1 protein-coding gene is annotated in these 398 nt (G+C 58.5%); it reads left to right on the top strand.

Annotation, left to right across the window (positions count from 1 at the left end):
* Positions 1-193: DUF892 family protein (locus EN780_RS38275; RefSeq protein ID WP_128276683.1), on the top strand; the 193-nt coding region annotated here is incomplete at its 5' end.
* Positions 194-398 lie beyond the last annotated feature (205 nt).

The raw sequence follows: 398 nt of genomic DNA, 5'->3' as shown, positions 1-398 counted from the left end.
CATGGAAATCGCTTCTTACACCATTCTCATCGCTGCTGCGAACGCAGAGGGCGAAGCCCAGATCGTCCGCGTCTGCGAGCAGAATCTGCGGGAAGAGGAAGCCATGGCTGAGTGGCTGAAGAGCAACCTGTCACAAGTTACGGAAATGTTCCTAGCGCGGGCAGCGACCGATCGCGACAGCGCCAAACGCTGACTCTGGTGCAGTCGGCGGCTTGGTAAAGCGGCTGCTAATATATTTCGACTTGTCGGAAAATTATTCGGAACCGAAATTGCCGCGTCGCGCTTATAGGACAGTGGCAACCCCTCACATCCCAGGTCCGTGGCCACGAACCAGAGCGGCCCGTCGGTTTGTGGAAGACGACGACGGGCCGCTCTGGTTCGTGGCCACGGACCTGGGA

Source organism: Mesorhizobium sp. M4B.F.Ca.ET.089.01.1.1, assembly GCF_004022605.1.
In the GTDB taxonomy this organism is placed as follows: Bacteria; Pseudomonadota; Alphaproteobacteria; order Rhizobiales; family Rhizobiaceae; genus Mesorhizobium; species Mesorhizobium abyssinicae.
The sequence above is the reverse complement of the archived record's forward strand: the minus strand, read 5'-3'. Positions and strand labels throughout refer to the sequence as shown.